Here is a 21,119-nt window from a genome sequence, read left to right as displayed (position 1 = left end):
AGACCAAGATAAGCCACTCAAACAAAAGTTTCAAACGTTTGTTTACATTTTTACAACATTAATCACCTCTATTCTAATCGGACAGGATTCGTTACGATTACCAGTAATAAAAGAAGCTGGATAACCAAATGAAAACGCTTTTTAAATTTATCGGCACCTTACTGAAGTGGTTTTGGAAGGCCCTCAGTTTTACCCGTCAGTTGATCCTGAATATTCTGTTCATTGCCATGTTGGTGGGGATCTATTTTCTGTTTACGATGGAGCATGCCGCACCGACTAAACCGGTTGAGCAACCAGAGCGAGCGCTTCTGGTTGATATTTCAGGGCCAATCGTTGAAAAGCAGCGCCGCGTCGATCCTTATGATTTCGCGACACGCAATCTTTTCGGTCAGCAAATGCAGTTTGAAAACGTGCTTTACGATATCGTCGAGCAAATCCGTGCTGGCGCAAAAGACGACAAAATCAACGGCATGGTACTCAGCCTGTCCGACATGTCGGAAACCAGCCTGACCAAGCTTCGCTACATCGCTAAAGCAATTAATGAATTCAAAGCCACAGGCAAACCTGTGGTTGCTATTGGTGGGCACTACAACCAGAGCCAATATTACCTCGCCAGCTATGCCGACGAGATTTTCATGGCACCGGACGGCGCAGTGCTGTTGCGTGGCTATGGCACCTATAACCTCTACTTCAAAGACCTGCTGGAAAACCTCGATATCACAACACACGTTTTCCGCGTCGGGACTTACAAATCATTTGTTGAACCATACACCCGTACGGGAATGTCTGAAGAAGCGCGCGAAGCAAACTCTGTTTGGCTGAATCAGCTTTGGGGCGCTTTTGTCGATGACATTGCCACCAACCGTAATATCGAGGTTTCAACACTCTCACCAGATGCAGATACCCTGATTGCTAACCTCAAGGCAGCAAACGGTGATTTCGCGAAACTAGCCTACAACATGGGCTTGGTCGATGAACTGATGACCCGCCAACAAATCCGTACCCGTCTGGCAGAAGTATTTGGCAGCGATGGGGAAGACAGCTTCAACTATGTGAGCTTCTATGATTACGCGCCGCTGAACTTTGAATTGCCTAAGGCAGACCAAATTGCCGTGGTCGTTGCAAGCGGTGCGATCGTGGATGGCTTTGAATCAGAAGGCACTATCGGTGGTGATACCACTGCTGGCCTACTGCGTGATGCACGCCTGAACGATTCAATTAAAGCGGTGGTTTTGCGTGTAGACAGCCCAGGCGGCAGCGCCTTTGCATCGGAAGTGATCCGCAACGAAGTGGATGCACTGAAACAAGCGGGCAAGCCCGTCGTCGTATCCATGTCTAGCGTGGCAGCGTCCGGCGGTTATTGGATATCCTCAAGCGCGGACCGCATACTCGCGCAGCCAACTACCATCACAGGGTCTATCGGTATCTTCGGTATTCTGACCACCTTCGAAGATGTGCTGGCGAAGTACGGTGTTTATAACGACGGTATCGGCACCACACCATTTGCGGGTGTCGGGGTCACACGAGCGTTGCCAGAAGAAATCAGCAACATCATGCAGCTTGGGATTGAAAATGGTTACCAGCGCTTTATTGGCCTGGTCGCCAGCCAACGTAACCTATCACTCCAAGATGTCGATCAAGTGGCGCAAGGCCGCGTATGGACGGGTTACGATGCGATGAAACGTGGCTTGGTTGACCAAATGGGCGACTTTGACGATGCCATTACCGTTGCAGCAGAACTGGCTCAGGTAACCGATTATTCATTGAACTGGATGGAAGAGCCGCTCACCCCAGCACAGCAATTCATCTATGAGTTCATTAACCAGGCGATGGTAACGCTCGGATTGAACGAAGCCGTCAAACTGCCTGATGCAGTTCAACAGTTTGCTAACCACGCAGTTACTGAAATAAACAACCTGAATAACTTCAATGATCCAAACGGACAATACGCGCTCTGTCCGAATTGTAGTTATTACGAAAACTGAGACCTCTCAACAACCCCCGGCGAAATCCGGGGGTTTTTTTCGTGCATCCACTCCGTATAATGCGCGCACTACCTCGGCTACATTTAAGTTGTGAAGATGGAAAGAAAACACATTTATATCGCCTACACTGGCGGCACAATCGGCATGCTGAAATCAGAGCAGGGCTACATTCCTGTGTCTGGCTTCATGCAACAACAACTCCAACAAATGCCGGAATTCCATCGCCCTGAGATGCCTGAATTCACTATTCACGAATACAGCCCGCTGATCGACTCCGCCGACATGACCCCTGCAGAGTGGCAACGCATTGCTGACGATATTCGTGAGAACTACGATAAGTACGATGGCTTCGTGATTCTCCATGGTACAGACACCATGGCATACACCGCCTCTGCGCTCTCCTTTATGCTGGAGAACCTGGATAAACCCGTCATCGTGACAGGATCACAAATCCCGTTGGCAGAACTGCGTTCTGACGGTCAGGCGAATCTGTTGAACGCACTGCATATCGCTGCGAATTACCCTATCAATGAAGTGACCTTGTTCTTCAACAACCAGCTTCTTCGCGGTAACCGTAGCACCAAATCCCATGCAGATGGTTTCAATGCTTTTACGTCGCCAAATCTGCCGCCTCTGTTGGAAGCGGGTATTAACATCCAGCTCCACGGTGCAGAAATCGATAAGAAGCCGGAAGGTGCTTTCAACGTTCACACGATTACCGAACAGCCTGTTGCCATTATCATGATGTATCCGGGGATTTCGCCGGAAGTGATCCGCAATGCGCTGAAACAACCAGTGAATGCGATGATCCTGCTGACCTTTGGTGTGGGCAACGCACCTCAGAATCAAGAGCTGCTAGGCCTGCTTCGCGAAGCGACTGATCGCGGCGTTGTGGTGTTGAATCTGACCCAGTGTCTGGCAGGTAAAGTCAATATGGGCGGTTACGCTACAGGTTGTGCGCTGGCAGAAGCAGGCGTTCTTAGCGGTTATGACATGACCCCGGAAGCAGCACTGGCGAAACTGCACTTTCTTCTGAGTCAGGACTTGCCAATGGATGCCATTCGCACCCAACTTCAACAAGACCTCCGCGGCGAATTGTCGCTCTGATATTCAGAAAAACAGACAATGTAGAAGGCCGGCATACGCTGGCCTTTGTTGTTTTTGGTCATACTTCCACTGAACAATCCCTCATACTTTTCTGGCCATTCAAACCCAAAAAACTCATTCCCACCCCTGATATTCAACTGAAAACCTACTGACTGTCTTGTGATTAGTGCTTAGTTGAATAGTGTATTGACACTGTTAAATAAATTTACACCTCAGTAGAAAGCGCTAAATAAGCAAAGACTTAAGATCAGGGAGTAGTACGATGGCAACGTTTACCGGCACCTATGCGAATGACAAATTAAATGGCACAAGTGGTAATGACACCATCTTCGGTTACGAAGGTAACGACATGATAAAAGGTGGTGCAGGTAACGATATCCTTAATGGTGGCGGTTCATCTGGTTTTACTAGTGATATTTCTTTGTCTCGCTCGGCTGATGGTACTTTTGACATCAGTGGTGGTGATGCTGTCTCTCTCGATTTTTCACACTTCACCCATAGCGCAGCCTATAACAACAGTCTTGGCTACTACATTCTTGATGAAGATGGCAGTGTCCTGAAAGCTGTCATCGTTGCAGACAACGTGAAAAATGTCAGCGCCATTAACCTTGACGATATAGCGACTGAGGGAGGAGCAAAACTAGGACTCTTCCTTATCCCTGATGGCGATCGCAAAGGTTTTGACAAAGGCGAAGTGAATCTCGACCTTTCAACCAACTCTGCGACAGTTACCCAAGGTTCAAGCTCAGCGGCAGTCTTCACTTCTCAGAAAAGTGAGAACGGAGATGGTATCGACCATGAGCGTGAAAGCGGCTCTACCAGCAAGTGGGAAGATCTCTGGGGCGGAGGTGACAATGATTTCAATGACACCACGTTCCAAATCAACGTGACCCAACCTCGCTCCAAACTCCCAGACAACGACACTATTTTCGGTGATGAAGGCGACGATACCATCAATGGTGGCGCGGGTGATGATCTGATTTTTGGCGGTCGAATCAGCAAAGAAACGGTTCAGATTGACCGTGGCTCTGATGCACTGTTTGATATTTCTGGTACTGAAAAGGCGCGTTTGGATTTGAGCAGCTTCAGCCATAGTGCGGCATACAATAACAGCTTGGGCTACTACATTCTCGACAGTAACGGAAACGTTATTCGTGCTGTTATCGTCGCCGACAACGTTAAGCATGTGTCTTCGCTGAAGATCGACATCGACACCACAGGCGGCGAGAAAATGGGGCTTTTCCTGATCCCCGATGGTGATCGTGCAGGATTTGATAAAGGCGAAGTCATCCTTACTCTTGATGGCACACCAACAGTGTCACAAGGCTCAGTAACCAGCGATGTTTTTGTATCGCAGGCCACTGAAAATACTGGGGATCTGGATCACGAGAGAAACTCAGGCGATGTTTCAGCTTGGGAAGACCTACGCGGTCTGGGCGATAAAGATTTCAACGACACGGTATTTACTGTCGAAGTCACCGCAGAAAAAGAAGTCAGCGATAAAGATACGATTGACGGTGGAACCGGTAACGACACGATCCATGCTGGGGATGATGCAGATATCGTTCACGGCGGTGAAGGTGATGACAAAATCTTTGGCGGAAAGGGTGACGACACTCTTTACGGCGATGAAGGTGCCGATGACATTCGAGGTGGTCACGGCAACGACACCGTGAACGGTGGTGAAGGCGACGACGTGCTCTATGGCAAAGCAGGGAACGATACGCTTGACGGCGGCGCGGGTAACGACAAGCTTTTCGGCAACGCAGGCAGCAACACCCTTCTTGGTGGAGCGGGTAACGATGAGCTTTACGCCGGTAACGGTACAAATAACCGACTGGATGGCGGGGAAGGCATAGATACCTACACAGGAGGCATCGGCTCCGACATTCTGGTATTCGACATTGAAGATTTTGCTGGTGAAACCAAAACACTCTCTAAAGGACGCGTTGTAAATGACCAAGTCTACAATGCAGCAACGGGATTTGATGTTTTGGAAGTGTCCGGCGATGTGCATGTTGACTTCACAGGTGCGGCTTATCAATCTGACACCACAGTTAACGGCAATGTGATCGCAGGCGTTGAGGCAATTGTCGGTGATGATGGCAATCAAACGGTGACGATAAAAGAGCATTCAATCTTGGCGCAATCAGATGATACAGAACGTGGTGATTGGGATGGATTTGTTGCTTATTTAGGTGGTGGTGACGATACCTTTGACTTTGCCGGCCCTCGCTGGACTTATGAAGCAGATGCAACAGCGAATGCAGAACTCACGCCGGCAATGATCCAGCAAATGGGATTAACGGAAGACCAAGCCTCGACACTTAAGGCTTATGTGTTCTCGTCTGACATCTCTGGTGAGCAAATCACCCTTTGGACAGATGCAGAAAACATCACTCAGGCAGGTAATGACATCTTCTAAAGAGGTGCTCTCGGTCTTCCAAATAACCTAAAGAAAAACGCCGACTTCACGTCGGCGCTTTTTTATTCTTCGCTCAGCTTGGTCTGAACAATCGTTTCCTGATTCGGCGCAAACTCTCGTTTTAACTGCGCTTTCGACTTCATTGTAATATCACCACCTGCCGCAACCGTCATATGTTGCGGCTCCGTGTTGTGGCGAGATTGATAGAGCATCACAACCTGGATAGCATTGTCGCGTTGCTCCGGTGTCAGTGTCGTGCCTTCAGGCCATTTACCGGTTTCTACCGCATACAACAAGCGTTCATAAGCGTCTGGGGTGATGGTGGACAGCAACTGCTCGATATCCATGATACTTCCTTTCTTCCTTGGCCACCCAAAGGTGCCACAACACAATCAGAGAGTAAAAATGTCGGTTTTCGACCAAAGATACTCGTGTGTCTAACACACTGAGATACCTTGACTAAAAAGGCAAACAAGCCAAGAAATCAGTCATTTCCCATGCTGATTTTCAGTTTTTTATAGCACTTTAGTGCGAATTCCTATTTTACTACGCCCGCAATAGTACTGATTTTAATCTGAATACGCACCTCGCAGCTTGAGAGATCGCAGACCTTTTGCCACTTTATGTGACGACGCTCGGCCAACAGAAACTGGTTTCACTAAAACCAATTGAACAAAAAACCAGGCACCATGTCGTGAAATCTGTCCCGCCCGTTTAATACACCGACACACGAAGCCGTATCCGTGGTCGCAAGAAAATACTTAATTTCGAGCAAGGTACGCCACATGGCATCCATTTCTGGCACAAATACAAATGACAATCTCATCGGCACCAGCGACGATGACGAAATATACGGTCTACTAGGTAACGACACCCTGCGTGGTTATGAGGGTAACGATAAGGCTTATGGCGACTCATCGCCTGAAGATATCGCCACCCTATCTCCAGACGCTAATGGTTCATATGCCATTCAAGAAGAGACATTCATCAGCGTGACTTTGTCACAATTTAGCTTCCCCGCTGGTGAAGAGAAAAGCTTGGGCTACGCCATTTTGGACGCATCCGGAACCATCATTAGCCGTGACATCATTGTAGATTATGTCAGCTTGGCGGAGCGCGGCTCGGCGCTCGATATCAACGTACCAGGTGGCGCAGCGCTGGTTTTCTTCACCATGCCTGCCAGTCAATTAACAAATTTTGAATGGCGCCCACTCGACCTTAATGACGTAGACACCAATATCCCATCATCAAGCGTCACCATCGAAGTTGAAGAAATCAGCAGCGACACCAGCACGCATGGCAATGACAGTCTGTATGGCTATGAAGGTGATGACCGCCTGTTTGGCGAAGGTGGCGATGATTTTCTCGTTGGCGCTGACGGTAATGACGTACTTTCCGGTGGCGATGGTAACGACACCCTTTGGGGTGGAAATAATGATGACCATCTTCACGGTGGCAACGGTGACGATACGTTACGCGGACAAAATGGCACCGACAAACTGGAAGGCGGTGCAGGTGATGACACGCTGTATGGTGGTCAGGGTAACGACGAGTTACTGGCAGGTGAAGGTGCTGACCTCGTCTTTGGTGAAAATGGTGACGACTATATCCGCGGCGGCAGTGGTGACGACGAAATTTGGGGCGATGCAGGAAACGACACTATTCGTGCCGATGAAGGTGCCGATTACATCGACGGCGGAACCGGTGACGACCAGATTTTTGGCGGTAACGGTGACGATGAAATCTATGGTGCCACAGGCAATGATGACCTTCGAGGAAATGGCGGCAATGATCTCATCTACGGCGAAGAAGGCGATGACTTCCTGCGCGGTAATGGTGGGAATGACTATCTAGACGGTGGCGTCGGTAATGACACCCTCTACGGCAACTTGGGCACTAACACCCTACTTGGCCGTGAAGGCAACGACTATCTGTTTTCCGGTTGGAACAGCTTCGACAACCTACTTGATGGCGGCGTCGGAGAAGATATTCTAATGGGCGGAACCAATTCCGACACCCTAATTTTCGATGTTAATGATTTCCAAGGACAAATCCGCACGCTTTCTAACGGAAAAGAAGTCAACAAGCACATCTATGATGCCGCAACAGGCTTTGATGTCTTGAAGATTTCAGGCTCAGTGCATGCCGATTTTACGGGTGCTGCCTACCAAACCACACCCGGTGTGACGGGTAACGTCATCGCCGGTGTTGAAGCCGCTATTGGTGGCAATGGCAACCAAACTGTTACCATTAACATCCATGAGACTGATGCGCAGTCAGACACCACCGATCGGGACGATTGGCAGGGTTTTGTGGCTTGGCTGGGAGAAGGGGATGACACCCTGAATCTCACTGGGGTGCATTGGCAGTACGAAGCTTCAGACACATCTAATGCTGATATCACGCCAGCGATGATAGAGAAAATGGGCATAACAGCAGCCCAGGCCGCGGATTTACAAGCTTATGTCTTCACCGATATCCGCGATGGTGATCAAGTGACTATTTGGACTGATGCTGAAAACATCACTTATCTTGGTACGGATATCGTCTGATATCAGTCAGCTTTATTAAAGGGCCAGCCGACGTGCTGGTCTTTTTTATCTCTGTGGACTCACGCAAAAGTCGTGAAATGAACATAAACTGAAAAGTAGCGTTTATGTTATAAGTCATTTGTGTATCAATAGAGACGATAAGAGCCACGAATACGATGAAGAAAGGCTTGTTGAATAATCCGATGAAGCTGGCGATTGCCACTATCACCCCACTTTTGCTTGCGGGCTGTTTTGAGAGCAACCGCAGCACCGCTCAGCTTTGCGAGAACTACCCTCAGATCTGTAATAAGCTTAACGTCCAGGATGGCCAATGCCGCCATGAGCGAACTGACCTTATTTGGAAACGTTATGACGTGGTGAAAAAAGAGTCAGATCTGAATAAGTTCGATGAACTGCTACTGACCAAGAAGTACGCAAAGTGTATGGAGTTGGCTGCACAGATTGAAACCACCACGCTGAAATCGAAAAAGACACTGCGCACGGAAGCTCTCTTCCACGCCTATGACGCTATCGACAAACTTGAACAGCAACTTAAATCTTCTTACCAGCCTTCCATTATTTACTACCGTTGGACACAGGGTGACAACGAAGCACTCGAACAATTCTTGAAGTTGGAAGAAACCGAATACCTCAACACCCCAGAGTTACAGCTTGGTCTGGCGACTTACTACGTCGATAAAGACAAAGAACACACTATCAAACTGCTATTGAAAGCCCTCTCCTATTATGATGGCCGCGCTGGCGAAACACGTGAAAAGGCGATTCCAGATGTGGTTAAATCTCTCGCAACGGCCAACCATTCTATTGGAAAGCTCGATGAAGCCTACCTTTGGGCACTCGTAGGCGGTGAACTGGGGCTGCCAATCGCTAAAGAGGCACAGCTTAAATTGCTATACCCAATGGCAGATTCAAGACGTGCGACTATTGCTGACATTGCAAAAGATATTGCGTCTGAAATCGAAGATGGGGATTTTGAAAAAGGACTACTGATGCAGCTTGCGACATTGGGTGACCCGACCTAATCAATGCCACCTCTTAAAACCGAAAAGTGCGCCGAGAGCGCACTTTTTGTTTTCTGATACTCAGTGAATTTCAACTTTTACTTTCGTCATTCTGCTCAGCAAAAGTCATCGACACAGAATTCACGCAGTAGCGTTGCCCTGTTTCTGTGGGGCCGTCGTCAAACACATGCCCCAGGTGGCTGTCACAGGCAACACAACGAATCTCGGTTCTTACCATTCCATGGCTTTGGTCTTCAAGGTAACGAACCGCACCTTCTACCGCTAAATCAAAGCTTGGCCAGCCGCATCCAGAGTCAAATTTTGTACTCGAATCAAATAAAAGAGCATCACAGCAGACGCAGTGATATGTTCCTTTCTTATGATTGTGTAATAAAGCACCAGTATATGGCGCTTCTGTATGTCCCAACCGACAGACCTTATATGCCTCTTCAGACAGAGACGCTTTCCACTTATTATCTGATGTCATGACTTCCTCTTGTGCGGGAAATTTCTCTTTCCGGCAAGCCGGAATTTGGCAAAAGATTTTTTACCTGCTTATTACTCTGAGTACCACCCCGGATAATAAGCTTCGCCCGTCAGGTCACAGCTTCAGCGGTCTGCTGACTTTTATCTCATCAACAATGGCTTACGCGCAGCGCCGACAAACTCGTTTTCGATTCTCAGTTTTCGCACTTACCGAACGGCATATTGTCACCATACTTGTTTAGCGAAGCAGATATGCGCCTTAAAGAGTATGACAGATGGCGTTGTACAAATATCAAGCTAGGGTGTTTTACGGGAATAATTTCAAATATTTTGTAGCACATTCAAATATTGTTTGGGCGATGTAAAAATAATCCGTACTAATTTTTGACTTTAAGCAATTTAGATGGGTTTTTTGCTTGCATGGGTGGTACCGATTCTGTAATTTTACTACCAATTTCCTTTCACTAGATATTAAGTTGTGGAGCAACATAATGACTATCAAAGTAGGTATTAACGGTTTTGGCCGTATCGGCCGTTTCGTTTTCCGTGCATCTGTTGAGCGTAACGACATCGAAGTTGTAGCAATCAACGACCTGATCGACGTTGACTACATGGCATACATGCTGAAGTACGATTCAACTCACGGTCGTTTCAACGGTACTGTTGAAGTTGTAGACGGTAACCTGGTTGTTAACGGTAAGACTGTTCGCGTAACAGCTGAGCGTAACCCAACTGAACTTCAGTGGGACGCAGTAGGCGTTGACGTTGTTGCTGAAGCAACTGGTATCTTCCTGACTGACGAAACTGCACGTCAGCACATCACTGCTGGTGCGAAGAAAGTTGTTCTGACTGGTCCATCTAAAGATGCAACTCCAATGTTCGTTATGGGTGTTAACCACGAGACTTACGCAGGTCAAGACATCGTTTCTAACGCTTCTTGTACTACTAACTGTCTTGCGCCAATCGCGAAAGTACTGAACGACAAGTGGGGCATCGAGTCTGGCCTGATGACTACTGTTCACGCGACTACTGCAACTCAGAAAACTGTTGACGGTCCTTCTGCGAAAGACTGGCGTGGCGGTCGTGGTGCTTCTCAGAACATCATCCCATCATCAACTGGTGCAGCTAAAGCAGTTGGCGTAGTTCTTCCAGAACTGAACGGCAAACTGACTGGTATGGCTTTCCGCGTACCAACTGCAAACGTTTCTGTTGTTGACCTGACTGTTAACCTGAAAGAAGCTGCTTCTTACGCAGAAATCTGTGCGGCAATGAAAGCTGCTTCAGAAGGCGAGATGGCTGGCGTTCTGGGTTACACTGAAGACGAAGTTGTTTCTCAAGACTTCATCGGTGAAGTTCAAACTTCAGTATTCGACGCAAAAGCTGGCGTTGCTCTGACTGACAAATTCGTTAAAGTTGTATCTTGGTACGACAACGAAATCGGTTACTCAAACAAAGTTCTGGACCTGATTGCTCACATCTCTAAGTAATCATTCCGGATTGCCGTTAAGGCATGAGTGACAAAAAGGCGGCTGATGGCCGCCTTTTTTGTACCTGAATTTTTGTAGCAAATTTTCAAAAGGCACCTTCATGGACGTAAAACAGCTCCCTACCCTTGCTGTTCTCTCTGACTATGTCACTGTCTGCGAACTGGACGGTTTAAAAGTCGTTCGTGTTATTCATCCGAAAGCCACCGCTGCTATTTCCTTGTTTGGCGGCCACGTGCTGAGTTTCACGCCGGCCGATAAAAAAGAAACCATTTGGATGAGTGGGAAAGCAGACTTTACCGGTAACAAAGCTATTCGTGGCGGCATTCCTGTTTGCTGGCCTTGGTTCGGCAAAGCAGCAGAACCTTCTCACGGTTTTGCACGCACCAGCGAATGGACGCTCAACGAGCACCGCGAGAATGATGAAGGCGTGATTGTTAGCCTGACGCTGTCTGACACCCCCGAAACCCGCGCTATTTGGCCTCATGCTTTCCATGCAGAACTTCTGATGGAAGTCAGTGACACACTCAAAGTCAGTTTAGTCTCGACCAATACTGGCGCGAGCCCCATGCAAATCGGCGGTGCGCTGCACACCTACTTCAACATTGACGACATTCACCAAGCCACTGTTTCTGAGCTCGGTAACGAGTACATTGAAGCGGGTGAGCGTAAGCCAAGTACAGGCAAAGCGACGTTCGAAGGCGAAGTAGACCGTATTTACACTCAAGCAGCAGAGACCGTGATAATTGAAGATGCAGCGAATCAGCGCCGTATAGAGGTCAACAATCAGGGTAACAACGGTGTGGTCGTCTGGAATCCATGGCAAGCGCTTGCCGAGGGCATGGCTGACATGGATGATGACGGATTTTTGACCATGGTTTGTGCAGAATCTGCTGTTTACGACAGAAGTGTGACGCTCCAACCTGGCGACAAACACACGCTCTCAACCGAAGTTATTTGTAAATAAATCGTTAACTAACAGCGGTTTTATTGAAGCCGGAACCTTGGGGTTCCGGCTTTTTTATTTTTTGGCACGTGCAATGCAAGTTCGTCATCACGAGAAGAGGTGCCAAAGTGAGCGTTTGGGGAGGTCTATCTGTGACGGACGTTGGAAACCCAGAAAGTGGCGTCTCGCTGGTGAGAATTCGCTATTGGGAATGGATCGGTAGAACAATTCCCTGTGTATATACGGTTAACTAGCGATATTTACACAACCCAATCCTGGAAGGCTGAATACAAAGCCTTATCACAAAAGGGAAAAATATCGAAAAAACAAGTAATTCAACCAAGCAAATTGATCAGTTGCGACTAGTCTTAAAAGAGTGAGGATATGAAAGCAACTGCGCCGATATCCTTTCTAATTGATAACAGCACGATTTAGGGGGCAGGACCATGAGTATTTTCGACCACTATCGTCAACGCTACGAAGAAGCAAAAGACGAAGAGCTGAGCCTTCAAGAATTTCTGGACCTTTGCCGGGAAGACCGCAGCGCTTATGCAAATGCGGCTGAGAGGCTGTTAATGGCCATCGGCGAACCTGAAATGATCGACACTGCGCTCGATCCTCGCTTGAGCCGTTTATTCTCCAACCGCGTCATCTCGCGCTACAAGACTTTCGAAGACTTTTACGGCATGGAAGATGCCATCGAGCAAATCGTTTCTTACCTCAAGCATGCTGCTCAAGGTTTGGAAGAACGCAAACAAATCCTCTACTTACTTGGCCCAGTGGGCGGTGGTAAGTCTTCACTGGCTGAAAAACTCAAAAGCCTGATGCAGAAAGTGCCGGTTTACGTGCTGACTGCAAACGGCGAACGCAGCCCAACCAACGACCACCCTTTCTGCCTGTTTGATGCCGCGGAAGACGGCGCATTGCTGGAAAGCGAATACGGCGTTCCTCAACGCTACCTGCGTACCATCATGTCACCTTGGATTGCCAAGCGTCTGCATGAATTCGGCGGCGACATTACTAAGTTTAAGGTTGTCAAAGTTCGTCCATCCATTCTTGACCAGGTTGCTGTTGCGAAAACAGAGCCGGGTGATGAAAACAACCAAGACATCTCTTCGCTGGTTGGTAAAGTCGATATCCGTCAGCTTGAGCATTTTGCGCAAGATGACCCAGATGCTTACAGCTACTCCGGTGCGCTGTGTAAAGCAAACCAGGGTCTGATGGAATTCGTTGAGATGTTCAAAGCTCCCATCAAAGTGCTTCACCCATTGCTAACAGCGACGCAGGAAGGTAACTACAACGGTACTGAAGGTCTTTCAGCCCTGCCGTTCGATGGCATGATCCTCGCTCACTCGAACGAATCAGAATGGCAAACCTTCCGTAACAACAAAAACAACGAGGCATTCCTCGACCGTGTATACATCGTCAAAGTGCCTTACTGTCTTCGTGTTTCTGAAGAGATCAAAATCTACGACAAACTGCTGGAAGGCAGTGAGCTGGCTAACGCACCTTGTTCGCCAAGCACGCTCGATATTCTCGCCCGTTTCAGTGTGCTGTCGCGCCTGAAAGAGCCGGAAAACTCCAGCATCTTCTCGAAAATGCGCGTCTATGACGGTGAAACGCTGAAAGACACGGATCCTAAAGCCAAGTCTTATCAGGAGTACCGTGACTATGCTGGCGTTGATGAAGGCATGAACGGTCTTTCTACCCGCTTTGCGTTCAAGATCCTCTCTCGCGTATTTAACTTCGACCATTCTGAAGTGGCGGCAAACCCTGTGCACCTGTTCTACGTGCTTGAGCAACAAATTGAGCGAGAACAGTTCCCGCAAGAAATTGCTGAGAAGTACCTGGAAAACCTGAAAGGTTACTTGATTCCGAAATACGTCGAGTTTATCGGCAAGGAAATTCAGACCGCTTATCTCGAGTCTTACTCTGAGTACGGCCAGAACATCTTTGACCGCTACGTGACCTATGCAGACTTCTGGATTCAGGATCAGGAATACCGCGATCCAGATACCGGTCAACTGTTCGACCGCTCTGCGCTCAACAGCGAGTTGGAGAAAATCGAGAAGCCTGCAGGTATCAGTAATCCTAAAGACTTCCGTAATGAAATCGTGAACTTTGTCCTTCGTGCACGCGCTAACAATGAAGGTAAGAACCCGGTTTGGACCAGCTACGAAAAACTTCGCACTGTTATCGAGAAGAAAATGTTCTCGAACACCGAAGAGCTGCTCCCGGTCATTTCCTTCAATGCGAAAACGTCGACCGAAGAGCAGAAGAAACACGACGACTTCGTCGCCCGTATGATGGAGAAAGGATATACCCGCAAACAAGTACGCTTGCTGTCTGAGTGGTACTTGCGTGTGCGTAAATCCTCGTAACACTGTCTAGGGATGTATTGAAATTACGGGGGGCTTATGGCGCATTTTATAGATCGAAGGCTCAACGGGAAAAACAAAAGCACGGTGAACCGTCAGCGTTTCTTGCGACGTCACAAGCGACAGATTAAAGAGTCTATTGCTGATGCTGTAAACAAACGTTCTATCACTGATGTGGATAGTGGTGAAAGCATCACTATCCCTTCCCGGGACATTCGAGAGCCAGTATTCCGACAAGGCAAAGGCGGACAGCGTGATGCTGTCCACCCTGGCAACGACCAATTTATCCCCGGCGACCGTATTGAACGCCCACCTGGCGGTGGACAAGGCGGTGGCGCGGGAGAAGGTCAGGCAAGCCCAGATGGCGAAGGTCAGGACGATTTCGTTTTCCAGATTTCGAAAGACGAGTATCTGGATTTGCTGTTCGAAGATCTGGAACTGCCGAACCTGAAAAAGAACCAGATGAACAAGCTGGTAGAGTGGAAAACCCACCGCTCCGGTTTCAAAGCAACCGGTGTGCCGGCCAACATTGCGATTGTACGTTCGCTTCAGAACTCTCTGGCACGTCGAACCGCTATGTCAGCAGGCAAACGCCGCAAACTGCGTGAGCTTGAAGCGGAACTCGAAGCGCTGAAAAGCACTGAACCAGGGCAGCCGCTTGAAGAGAAACGTCTGCTGGAAGAAATTGATGAACTCAAGGCCAAGATTGCCGCTGTACCTTTCATCGACACTTTCGACCTACGTTACAAGAACTACGAGAAGCGCCCACAACCGAGTAGTCAAGCAGTCATGTTCTGTCTGATGGATGTGTCCGGTTCGATGGATCAGGCCACCAAAGACATCGCCAAGCGGTTCTACATTTTGCTCTATCTCTTCCTGACCCGAACCTACAAAAACGTGGAAGTGGTGTTTATCCGCCACCACACGCAGGCGAAGGAAGTGGACGAGCATGAGTTTTTCTACTCTCAGGAAACGGGTGGCACCATAGTGTCCAGTGCACTGCGGCTGATGAATGACATTGTCAAAGAGCGTTACCCTTCCAACGAGTGGAATATCTACGCCGCACAAGCATCAGATGGCGATAACTGGGCAGATGATTCACCGGGTTGTCGCGAGTTGTTGGAAAGGCAACTGCTGCCGGTAACACGTTACTACGCTTACATTGAAATTACCCGTCGAGCACACCAGACACTGTGGCGAGAGTATGAATCAGTGGCAGAGAGCTACGAAAACTTTGCTATGCAGAACATTCGCTCTGCCGACGACATTTTCCCAGTCTTCCGGGAGTTGTTTAAGAAACAGGTGAGCTAACCCCTCACCTCTCTTTCCGGGTTTGAGATCCAAGGAGGACGCGATGGCAGTCGCAGCAAAAAAGAAAAAGAAGACGCTCAGTGATGGTCCTGACTGGACGTTTGAGCTGCTAGAGAACTACCACACGGAAATCAAACGTGTGGCGGAACACTATCGCCTCGACACCTATGTGAACCAAATTGAAATCATCACTGCCGAGCAAATGATGGATGCCTACTCAAGTGTGGGCATGCCTATCAACTACAACCATTGGTCTTTTGGCAAGAAATTCATCGAAACAGAGCGCGGTTACAAGCATGGTCATATGGGCCTTGCGTATGAAATCGTGATTAACTCCGACCCATGTATTGCCTATCTGATGGAAGAAAACACCATCACAATGCAGGCACTGGTCATGGCGCACGCCTGCTATGGTCACAACTCTTTCTTCAAAGGCAACTACCTGTTCCAGACATGGACGGATGCAGGCTCCATTATCGATTATCTGCTTTTTGCCAAAAACTACATCAGCGAGTGCGAAGAGAAATACGGCGTGGATGAGGTAGAAAAACTCCTCGACTCCTGCCACGCCCTGATGAACTACGGCGTGGATCGCTACAAACGACCACAGAAGATCTCGATTGCCGAGGAAGTGGCGCGTCAGAAATCCCGCGAGGATTATCTGCAAAGTCAGGTCAACGCGCTTTGGCGGACTATTCCAACCAGTGAAAAGGTGCGTGAGAAAGCCGTTGATCGTTTCCCATCTGAGCCACAGGAAAACATTCTCTATTTCTTCGAAAAGCATGCCCCTCTGCTGGAGTCTTGGCAGCGTGAAGTGATTCGTATCGTCAGGAAGGTCAGCCAGTATTTTTACCCGCAGAAGCAAACGCAGGTGATGAACGAAGGCTGGGCGACATACTGGCACTACACCATACTTAACCACCTTTACGATGAAGGACTGGTCACAGACCGTTTCATTATGGAGTTTCTGCACAGCCACACCAATGTGGTTGCACAGCCGCCCTATAACAGTCGTTTTTACAGTGGTATCAATCCTTATGCGCTGGGTTTTGCGATGTTTCAGGATATTCGCCGTATCTGTGAAGACCCCACCGAAGAAGACAAATACTGGTTCCCTGAAATCGCAGGCAGTGATTGGTTGGAAACCTTACATTTTGCGATGCAGAACTTTAAGGACGAGAGCTTTATCAGCCAGTTCCTGTCACCCAAAGTGATGCGAGACATGAAGTTCTTTGCCATTAATGACGATGACAGACAAAACTTCATCGAAGTGACCAGCATTCATAACGAGGAAGGTTACCGCCAGATCCGGGAGAGGCTATCGGCGCAATACAACCTCAGTAACCACGAACCTAATATTCAGGTATTTGATGTGGATCTACGAGGCAATCGGGCGCTGACCTTACGTTACGTGCCGCATAACCGCATACCGCTGAACGATTCCTACGAAGAAGTGCTCAAGCACGTTCACCGTTTGTGGGGGTTTGAAGTGGTACTGGAGGAAGAACTGCCGGACGGCAAGAGTAAGATCATCTCAACCTGCCCAAAGCGTCCTCAGTTTGATCCCGATTTGATACCGGGAAGCTAGCGAGACGCACACAGACAAAAAAACCGCCAGAAGTGGCGGTTTTTTTTTAGGAAAGACAGGATTAAGCTTCTTCCTGCTCCATCAACTTGGCAATGGTATCGCGATTATGGAACCAAATCGCGCCGCTTTCACGACCATATTGCTTGATGCGATCAGCCACATCCAGATGACGGCCTTCATTCGTTATAACCAGCAAATCACGGTAGAACTGAATCGCCAGCTCACAAGCACGCTTGTCCATGAAGTAGTAACCACCTACGCGGGAGTAGATTTTACGCATGCCATTCATGGTCAGTACGTAAACTTTGTTGCCTGAGCGTTGCGCCATGCCTTGGAATAACATGTAGTCGAAGTGGTTGAATGCACGACCACGGCAAACCGCTTCACAAGTGTCTTGATCAACCTTACCGAAGGTATCGTAAATTTTCTTCACGTCCTGCAAGATGGCGTCTTTCTCTTCAGCCGCTTCAATGAAGCTCGCGAAGCTGTCGCTTGCCAGCAGGGCCTCACAACGACCAATCACTTTCTCTATCAGGTCTGCACAGATTTGCGGGTCATTTTTCACCGCATAACGCATGTAAACGCCACTGATGTCGGTGCGTGCTGACAGCAGGTTTTCCAACACACCGTGAACGTCTTCACCCTCAAGGGTAACCAGCGTATCGAGAATGTTGAGACCTGATGTGTTCATGTAGTCATTCACGCGCGTCGGCTTACCATGTTGGATAGTCAACCAGCCGTCACGAGCCAGGCGCTGTAGCACCTCTCGAAGGGTTGTACGTGTGACACCAATCAGTTCTGACAACTCGCGCTCTGCGGGAAGAATAGAGCCTTGTGGAAAGTGATTATTCCAGATGCTCTCGATGATATATTTCTCAGCAAAAGTTGCCGGGCTATCCGCCTTAATAACCATTGAGTGTTGTTTCCAGGTTGCTTCTTATCTTGATTAATAACTCATCATACCACTTATCCTCGCCACCTAGAAACCTAAGAAGGGTATCGTTTGCGCCCATTTAACTGTGATTTGACGGGCGTACATCACAGTTAATTAAATTTTCATCTAACTTGAACAGCTGCCTTGTCTGGTTTCATAACCACAACATGCACTTTTATGTGCGTTTTAAACCGTAAAAACTGACCAGCTACCAATTTTACAACCTCTTCACGCCCATCAATGGCGAAAAGAAAAGCGATTGTTTTCTGCTGCACGTTATCCTTGATCCCCATCACTGTATACAACCAATCCCATGCATAGAATAACGGCGCCCAAATGTTACAGGATATTTCAAAAGCCCAGGGTTGGAGTCGCGTTTTTTCGTAACATACTCCAGTAATTTAATTAACATGCAACGGATTGTTGACTGTTTGAAAAGTCGCTGTATTGTGTGCTCCGAGTTTGCCTATGCGATGGGTTTCAGCGGTACTTTTCGTCGATAAATCGACGTTTAGGGGTCAGATTCCAAACATTTCAACAAAATTTGAAATTGTGTAATTTTACCGCCCCCTGTCGCAACAGAGCGTTTACATCTTCATTTCAAGCCTCCATAGAACTTGCTTTTATAAGAAACAGAGACATATACATGGCCATTACGCTAAGGAATGCTTTCATCAAGAACTTTCTCGGTAAGGCGCCCGACTGGTACAAAGCGGCGATTATTGCGTTCTTGATTATCAACCCAATTGTTTTCGCTATCGATCCGTTTATCGCGGGTTGGTTGCTTGTAGTGGAATTTATTTTCACTCTGGCGATGGCACTTAAATGTTACCCACTTCAGCCTGGCGGCTTACTGGCCATCGAAGCCGTAGCCATTGGGATGACCAGCCCAGCCACGGTGAAACACGAGCTGGTTGCAAACTTCGAAGTTCTGCTGCTGCTTATCTTTATGGTGGCGGGTATCTACTTCATGAAGCAGCTATTGCTGTTCATCTTTACCAAAATCCTGCTCGGTATTCAGTCGAAAACGCTGTTGTCTCTAGCCTTCTGTTCTGCAGCCGCATTACTTTCTGCATTCCTTGATGCGCTGACCGTGATAGCTGTTGTTATCAGTGTGGCAGTTGGCTTCTACTCTATTTACCACCGTGTTGCATCAGGTAAAGACTTCCAATCCAACCATGACCATACCTCAGACGAGTCTGTTCGCGATGACCTAAGCCGCGATGACCTTGAGAATTACCGTGCATTCCTGCGCAGCCTGCTGATGCATGCGGGTGTAGGTACCGCACTGGGTGGTGTAATGACCATGGTAGGTGAGCCTCAAAACCTGATCATCGCTGAAAAAGCAGGTTGGCAATTCGGTGAGTTCATCGTTCGAATGTTGCCTGTTACCTTGCCAGTTCTGTTCTGTGGTTTGGCGACCTGTGCATTTGTCGAAAAATTTGGCCTGTTTGATTACGGTGCAAAACTGCCTGAAAACGTTCGCCAAATCCTGGTTGAATTTAACAATGCCGAGCGTGCGAAACGCACCAACTACGACGTAGCAAAGCTTGTTGTTCAGGCGATCATTGCAGTGTGGCTGGTTATCGCACTAGCAATGCACTTGGCCGCAGTTGGTTTGATTGGCTTGAGCGTTATCATCCTGGCAACCTCTTTCACCGGCGTTATTGACGAGCACCATATTGGTAAAGCGTTTGAAGAAGCGCTGCCGTTTACTGCACTGCTGGCGGTTTTCTTCTCAGTGGTTGCAGTTATCGTCGACCAAGGTCTGTTTACTCCAGTGATCAGTGCCGTTCTGCAACTGGAAGGTGGTGCGCAGCTCACCATGTTCTACATCGCGAACGGTTTGCTCTCCATGGTGTCAGATAACGTATTCGTTGGTACGGTTTACATCAACGAAGTTAAAGCAGCTCTGATGGATGGCATCATTACTCGTGAACAATTCGAGCTTCTCGCTGTCGCAATCAATACCGGTACTAACCTTCCGTCGGTGGCAACACCTAATGGTCAGGCTGCGTTCCTGTTCCTGCTGACATCAACCCTGGCTCCGCTCCTGCGCTTGTCGTACGGCAAGATGGTTTACATGGCGCTGCCATACACCGTCGTAATGGGTCTGGTAGGTCTCGCAGGTATCGAATTGCTGCTGCTTCCAATGACGGAGTGGTTCTATGAAGCGGGTTGGATCACACTTGGCACGGTTGAAGCGGCTGGTGCAGTGAGTGCTGGTCATTAAGGCTTGATTTCCAGCTCCGTAACTTTTTGAATAGCAAAGTCCCGCCTTCGGTGGGGCTTTGTCTTTTACAACGGATTCGTATTCTATGTTGTCGTATTTCAACGAAATATCCCGTGGGCGTGGCGCTTGGTTTCTGCTGATGCTGTCGGGTTTAATCCTCGAAGGTTGTGCGCTGTTTTTCCAACACGTGATGGACTTGGCGCCTTGCGTCATGTGTATCTATGAGCGTGTTGCCATGCTGGGTGTGGTGGGTGCGGGTCTCATCGGTATGATTGCTCCGCAAAACGCACTGGTACGCTGGTCAGGACTGATTGCCTGGGGTGTTGCGGCTGGTTGGGGTCTTAAACTTTCCATCGAACATGTCGGCTACCAATTCCCGGATCCGAACGACCTGTTTGGCGCGACCTGCGATATCTTTGTTTCTTTCCCTTCATGGGCGCCATTGAACCAATGGGTTCCATGGATGTTTGAAGCCAGTGGCGATTGCAGCAAGATTGTTTGGCAATTCCTGACACTGTCTATGCCTCAATGGCTGATCGTGATTTTCGCAGCCATGCTGGTTGTGTTGGCTGTTGTTGTGTTGTCTCAGCTATTCGGCAAGCGCGAGCGCCGCCTCTTCTAGTTGAAGCCATTGCGTCGATAGAATCACAAAAAATCCCAGCCTTGGCTGTAATGCCGATCAGTTAAGC

Annotated in this window: 16 protein-coding genes; 12 read left to right on the top strand and 4 right to left on the bottom strand. The window is 48.5% G+C overall.

Annotation, left to right across the window (positions count from 1 at the left end):
• Positions 1-128: 128 nt before the first annotated feature.
• The 3 genes from sppA (at position 129) to RN22_RS01515 (ending at position 5,517) form a co-directional block, all read left to right on the top strand.
• A complete protein-coding gene (sppA, locus tag RN22_RS01525) occupies positions 129-1,985 on the top strand; it encodes a signal peptide peptidase SppA (RefSeq protein WP_046302816.1) in 1,857 nt (618 codons plus the stop codon).
• 96 nt (positions 1,986-2,081) lie between these two features.
• The gene (gene ansA / locus RN22_RS01520) at positions 2,082-3,092 is read left to right on the top strand and encodes an asparaginase (RefSeq protein ID WP_046302815.1); all 1,011 of its coding nucleotides are present in this window, start codon (positions 2,082-2,084) and stop codon (positions 3,090-3,092) included.
• A gap of 262 nt (positions 3,093-3,354) precedes the next feature.
• Positions 3,355-5,517, top strand: a complete 2,163-nt coding sequence (locus RN22_RS01515; RefSeq protein WP_082111335.1) for a DUF4114 domain-containing protein — start codon at positions 3,355-3,357, stop codon at positions 5,515-5,517.
• Between the two features lie 62 nt (positions 5,518-5,579).
• Here RN22_RS01515 and RN22_RS01510 read toward each other — a convergent pair whose 3' ends face one another.
• Positions 5,580-5,864, bottom strand: a complete 285-nt coding sequence (locus tag RN22_RS01510) for a YeaC family protein (protein ID WP_002541075.1) — start codon at positions 5,862-5,864, stop codon at positions 5,580-5,582.
• A 438-nt stretch (positions 5,865-6,302) separates the two neighbouring features.
• On the opposite strand from RN22_RS01510, the gene RN22_RS25575 reads away from it, so the two are divergent.
• Entirely contained in the window at positions 6,303-8,069 is a 1,767-nt protein-coding gene (locus RN22_RS25575; RefSeq protein ID WP_046302814.1) for a calcium-binding protein, read from the top strand.
• A gap of 155 nt (positions 8,070-8,224) precedes the next feature.
• Entirely contained in the window at positions 8,225-9,091 is an 867-nt protein-coding gene (locus RN22_RS01500; protein WP_002541070.1) for a DUF2989 domain-containing protein, read from the top strand.
• A gap of 70 nt (positions 9,092-9,161) precedes the next feature.
• Here the strand turns inward: RN22_RS01500 and msrB are convergent, their stop codons facing one another.
• Positions 9,162-9,557, bottom strand: a complete 396-nt coding sequence (gene msrB / locus RN22_RS01495; RefSeq protein ID WP_002541069.1) for a peptide-methionine (R)-S-oxide reductase MsrB — start codon at positions 9,555-9,557, stop codon at positions 9,162-9,164.
• A 490-nt stretch (positions 9,558-10,047) separates the two neighbouring features.
• On the opposite strand from msrB, the gene gap reads away from it, so the two are divergent.
• From gap to RN22_RS01470, 5 genes are all read left to right on the top strand, one after another.
• Positions 10,048-11,043: a type I glyceraldehyde-3-phosphate dehydrogenase gene (gene gap / locus RN22_RS01490; RefSeq protein ID WP_002541068.1), complete on the top strand. Its 996-nt coding sequence runs from the start codon at positions 10,048-10,050 to the stop codon at positions 11,041-11,043.
• Between the two features lie 100 nt (positions 11,044-11,143).
• On the top strand, positions 11,144-12,007 hold the full coding sequence (locus RN22_RS01485) for a D-hexose-6-phosphate mutarotase (RefSeq protein ID WP_046302813.1): 864 nt from the start codon (positions 11,144-11,146) through the stop codon (positions 12,005-12,007).
• A 425-nt stretch (positions 12,008-12,432) separates the two neighbouring features.
• Positions 12,433-14,367, top strand: a complete 1,935-nt coding sequence (locus RN22_RS01480) for a PrkA family serine protein kinase (protein WP_002541065.1) — start codon at positions 12,433-12,435, stop codon at positions 14,365-14,367.
• Between the two features lie 36 nt (positions 14,368-14,403).
• Positions 14,404-15,675, top strand: a complete 1,272-nt coding sequence (locus RN22_RS01475; protein ID WP_046302812.1) for a YeaH/YhbH family protein — start codon at positions 14,404-14,406, stop codon at positions 15,673-15,675.
• A 43-nt stretch (positions 15,676-15,718) separates the two neighbouring features.
• Positions 15,719-17,263 carry a SpoVR family protein gene (locus RN22_RS01470; RefSeq protein WP_002541061.1) on the top strand — a complete coding sequence of 515 codons (1,545 nt, stop codon included), beginning with the start codon at positions 15,719-15,721 and terminating at the stop codon, positions 17,261-17,263.
• Positions 17,264-17,324: 61 nt separating this feature from the next.
• Here RN22_RS01470 and fadR read toward each other — a convergent pair whose 3' ends face one another.
• The gene (gene fadR / locus RN22_RS01465) at positions 17,325-18,176 is read right to left on the bottom strand and encodes a fatty acid metabolism transcriptional regulator FadR (RefSeq protein WP_046302811.1); all 852 of its coding nucleotides are present in this window, start codon (positions 18,174-18,176) and stop codon (positions 17,325-17,327) included.
• A 143-nt stretch (positions 18,177-18,319) separates the two neighbouring features.
• The gene (locus tag RN22_RS24945; protein ID WP_156168154.1) at positions 18,320-18,472 is read right to left on the bottom strand and encodes a hypothetical protein; all 153 of its coding nucleotides are present in this window, start codon (positions 18,470-18,472) and stop codon (positions 18,320-18,322) included.
• 371 nt (positions 18,473-18,843) lie between these two features.
• On the opposite strand from RN22_RS24945, the gene nhaB reads away from it, so the two are divergent.
• Together nhaB and dsbB are read left to right on the top strand one after the other, a co-directional pair.
• A complete protein-coding gene (gene nhaB, locus RN22_RS01460; protein WP_046302810.1) occupies positions 18,844-20,430 on the top strand; it encodes a Na(+)/H(+) antiporter NhaB in 1,587 nt (528 codons plus the stop codon).
• An 85-nt stretch (positions 20,431-20,515) separates the two neighbouring features.
• Entirely contained in the window at positions 20,516-21,052 is a 537-nt protein-coding gene (dsbB, locus tag RN22_RS01455) for a disulfide bond formation protein DsbB (RefSeq protein WP_046302809.1), read from the top strand.
• Positions 21,053-21,119: the final 67 nt, after the last annotated feature.

Origin of the sequence: Grimontia sp. AD028, assembly GCF_000973155.1 — a bacterium.
Classification (GTDB): domain Bacteria; phylum Pseudomonadota; class Gammaproteobacteria; order Enterobacterales; family Vibrionaceae; genus Enterovibrio; species Enterovibrio indicus.
The sequence above is the reverse complement of the archived record's forward strand: the minus strand, read 5'-3'. Positions and strand labels throughout refer to the sequence as shown.

Coding starts and splice junctions, on each gene's coding strand:
- sppA (WP_046302816.1), top strand. CDS start 129: ATGAAAACGCTTTTTAAATTTATCGGCACCTTACTGAAGTGGTTTTGG.
- ansA (WP_046302815.1), top strand. CDS start 2,082: ATGGAAAGAAAACACATTTATATCGCCTACACTGGCGGCACAATCGGC.
- RN22_RS01515 (WP_082111335.1), top strand. CDS start 3,355: ATGGCAACGTTTACCGGCACCTATGCGAATGACAAATTAAATGGCACA.
- RN22_RS01510 (WP_002541075.1), bottom strand. CDS start 5,864: ATGGATATCGAGCAGTTGCTGTCCACCATCACCCCAGACGCTTATGAA.
- RN22_RS25575 (WP_046302814.1), top strand. CDS start 6,303: ATGGCATCCATTTCTGGCACAAATACAAATGACAATCTCATCGGCACC.
- RN22_RS01500 (WP_002541070.1), top strand. CDS start 8,225: ATGAAGAAAGGCTTGTTGAATAATCCGATGAAGCTGGCGATTGCCACT.
- msrB (WP_002541069.1), bottom strand. CDS start 9,557: ATGACATCAGATAATAAGTGGAAAGCGTCTCTGTCTGAAGAGGCATAT.
- gap (WP_002541068.1), top strand. CDS start 10,048: ATGACTATCAAAGTAGGTATTAACGGTTTTGGCCGTATCGGCCGTTTC.
- RN22_RS01485 (WP_046302813.1), top strand. CDS start 11,144: ATGGACGTAAAACAGCTCCCTACCCTTGCTGTTCTCTCTGACTATGTC.
- RN22_RS01480 (WP_002541065.1), top strand. CDS start 12,433: ATGAGTATTTTCGACCACTATCGTCAACGCTACGAAGAAGCAAAAGAC.
- RN22_RS01475 (WP_046302812.1), top strand. CDS start 14,404: ATGGCGCATTTTATAGATCGAAGGCTCAACGGGAAAAACAAAAGCACG.
- RN22_RS01470 (WP_002541061.1), top strand. CDS start 15,719: ATGGCAGTCGCAGCAAAAAAGAAAAAGAAGACGCTCAGTGATGGTCCT.
- fadR (WP_046302811.1), bottom strand. CDS start 18,176: ATGGTTATTAAGGCGGATAGCCCGGCAACTTTTGCTGAGAAATATATC.
- nhaB (WP_046302810.1), top strand. CDS start 18,844: ATGGCCATTACGCTAAGGAATGCTTTCATCAAGAACTTTCTCGGTAAG.
- dsbB (WP_046302809.1), top strand. CDS start 20,516: ATGTTGTCGTATTTCAACGAAATATCCCGTGGGCGTGGCGCTTGGTTT.